We start from the raw sequence: 2900 nt of genomic DNA, 5'->3' as shown, positions 1-2900 counted from the left end.
CCGGCGTACAGCTGCTCGAAGGTCAGCGGGTTCCGGGCGCCGGAGCCGATGTGGTAGTACTCCGGCTTGCTCAGCTCGGGCTCGGTCGCCATCACCGCGCAGATCGCGCCGACCACGTGGTCGACCGGGATGATCTCGATCACCGAGTCCGGCGACGCCGGGAACTCCGGCAGCTCGCCGCGGCCGTACGCCAGGATCAGCGGCTCGGCCATCTTGAAGCCCTCGATCCAGCCCGGGTGCGGGCTCTGCACCGCGGACTCGATGATCGCCGGCCGGACGATCGAGGTCGGCAGTGTCGACGAGAACTCCTCGACGACACGCTCGCCGAGTGCCTTGGTGAACGTGTAGCAGTCGGTCCAGCCGAGGCTGCGGGCGCGTTCGGTGCCGGTCTCGACCAGCCGCTTCGCGACCCATTCGGTACGGCGCCGCTCGGTGTCGGCCGCGGCGGTCAGGTGCCCGGCCCGGCGGTGCAGCTTCTCGGACTCCTTGCGGAACTTCGCCAGCATCGGCGCGGACCGGGACTGCTCCTCGATCCGGGCCTTCATCGCCATCCCGGCCTCGGCCTCGGTCCGCCAGTCGACCAGGTGCTCGACCGGGGCCTCCGGGATCGCGCCGCGGCGGCGGCCGGCCGTGTACGCCGTCGAGATGTGGACGTAGTGCACCGGGCGCCCGGTCTCGACGATGCGCTCGAGCAGGCTCTTGGTGCCGAGCACGTTGGTCGTGAACGCCTCGTGGATCGGCGGGTCGAAGCTCACGTCGCCGGCACAGTGCACGACGATGTCGAGATCGTTCGGCAGTTCCGGTACGTCGGACAGGTCGCCGTTGATCACGTGGATCCGGGCCGCGGTCAGCGCCTCGGCGTCGGCGTACGGCGTGCCCTCGCCGTAGAACGGCTTGAAGATGTCCTTCTTCAGCAGCTGCGCCATCCGGTCCGTGCCGGTCAGCGAGCCCTTCGGGCGGATGATCGCGGCCACCGTGGTGCCCGGCAGCTCACCGATGATCCGGTGCAGCAGCGCCTCACCGACGAAGCCGGTGACGCCGGTGACCAGGACCTTCTTGTCCCGGAGCTTGTCGGCCAGACTCACTTGTCGCCTCCACGCGTGAGCTCGAGTGCCTCGGTCAGGGTGAACGCGCCCGCGTACAACGCCTTGCCGACGATGACACCCTCGACGCCGTCGCCGACCAGCGTGCTCAGCGCCCGCAGGTCGTCCAGGCTGGAGACGCCGCCGGACGCGACGATCGGCTTGTCGGTCCGGGCGCACAGGTCGCGGTAGAGGTCCAGGTTCGGCCCCTGGAGCATGCCGTCCTTGGTCACGTCGGTGACGACGTACCGCTCGCAGCCGGCCGCCTCCAGCCGGGCGAGCACCTCGTACAGGTCGCCGCCTTCTTTGGTCCAGCCGCGGGCGGCCAGCGTCCGGCCGCGGACGTCCAGGCCGATCGCAACCCGGTCGCCGTACTGCTGGATGACCCGGTCGCACCACTCCGGGTCCTCGAGTGCCGCCGTACCGATGTTGACCCGGCGGGCGCCGGTGGCCAGCGCGGCCTCCAGGGACGCGTCGTCGCGGATGCCGCCGGACAGTTCGACCTGTACGTCGAGCTTGCCGGTCACCTCGGCGAGCAGCTCACGGTTGCTGCCCCGGCCGAACGCCGCGTCGAGGTCGACGAGGTGGATCCACTCCGCCCCGGCCTCCTGCCAGGCCATGGCCGCCGCCAGCGGGTCGCCGTACGACGTCTCACTCCCGGCCTCGCCCTGCACCAGCCGGACCGCCTGCCCGTCCGCCACGTCGACGGCAGGCAGCAGCACCAATTGCTCAGACATGGGGCACACCCTAGAGGGCTTTGCTGAGAGATCCGTAACCCGGAGCCCTCCTGAGTCGTTTGAAATCGATCTGTCTCAGCAATACCAGTGATGTTAGTGGTATTAAGCTTAGGGTTGGTCTGGTGGTCACCCTTGAGCAGCTCGAACGCGACCCTCATCCCGCCCTCGCCGCGATCCGTCCGGTCGGGTGGGTCGACCCTCTGAACTCTTGGGTCGTGACCGGTCGCGCGTTGGCCGTGCAGGTTCTTCGTGACCCCGAGACCTTCACCGTCGACGACCCTCGCTTCTCGACCGCCCAGGTGGTCGGGCCTTCGATGCTGTCGCTCGACGGCGATCCGCACAAGATCCACCGGGACCCGTTCGAGTCGCCGTTCGGGCTGGCCGAGACCCGTCGCCGCTTCACGGGACCGGTAGAGCAAACAGTGGCGGAGCTGATGTCTGCTCTGACCTCTCCGGCTGATCTGCGGACGGGCCTGGCGGGGCCGTTGTCCGTCGCTGTGGTCGCCTACTCGCTCGGGCTTCCGGCCGCATCCGCTCCGACGGTTCTCGGGTGGTACTCGGCGATCTCCGAGTCCGTGTCGGGGGTGTCGGCGGGACAACCCGTGACGGAGGCCGGTGCCGCGGCCTTCGGCGAGCTGCACAAACACGTTGCCTCGGGCATCGACAGTTCCGACTCCCTGCTCGCCGCGGCCGCGCATGCCGGGCTCGGGGTGGACGAGGTGGTGGCGAACGCCGCGGTGCTGATGTTCGGCGGGATCGAGACCACCGAGGGGATGATCACCAACGCGCTCTGGTACCTGCTGACCAACCCCGATCAGCTCGACCTGGTCCGCGCCGACCCGTCCCTGCTCGCGAACGCCGTCGAGGAGTCGCTCCGCCTCGAACCGGCCGCCGCCGTGGTCGACCGGTACGCGACCCGCGACGTCGAACTCGCCGGCCGGCGGATCCAGAGCGGCGACATGGTCACCGTCTCGCTCGCCGGCGCGGGCCGGGACCCCGAGGTGTTCGAGCACCCCGACGCCTTCGACGTACGCCGTACCAACGCCCGCCGCCATCTCGCCTTCGCCAGCGGGCCACACAT

3 protein-coding genes are annotated in these 2900 nt (G+C 69.8%); 1 reads left to right on the top strand and 2 read right to left on the bottom strand.

What is annotated here, in order from left to right; genetic code table 11:
* Together VFF46_RS25775 and priA are read right to left on the bottom strand one after the other, a co-directional pair.
* Window positions 1–1085: SDR family oxidoreductase (locus VFF46_RS25775; RefSeq protein ID WP_325039794.1), on the bottom strand; the 1085-nt coding region annotated here is incomplete at its 3' end.
* Complete coding sequence (gene priA, locus VFF46_RS25770) at window positions 1082–1819, bottom strand: bifunctional 1-(5-phosphoribosyl)-5-((5-phosphoribosylamino)methylideneamino)imidazole-4-carboxamide isomerase/phosphoribosylanthranilate isomerase PriA (RefSeq protein ID WP_325039793.1); 738 nt, start codon at window positions 1817–1819, stop codon at window positions 1082–1084. The genes priA and VFF46_RS25775, both read right to left, overlap by 4 nt.
* A 122-nt stretch (window positions 1820–1941) precedes the next feature.
* Between priA and VFF46_RS25765 the strand changes: the two genes are divergently transcribed.
* Window positions 1942–2900: cytochrome P450 (locus tag VFF46_RS25765; RefSeq protein ID WP_325039792.1), on the top strand; the 959-nt coding region annotated here is incomplete at its 3' end.

It is taken from the genome of Kribbella sp., assembly GCF_035655035.1.
In the GTDB taxonomy this organism is placed as follows: domain Bacteria; phylum Actinomycetota; class Actinomycetes; order Propionibacteriales; family Kribbellaceae; genus Kribbella.
The sequence above is the reverse complement of the archived record's forward strand: the minus strand, read 5'-3'. Positions and strand labels throughout refer to the sequence as shown.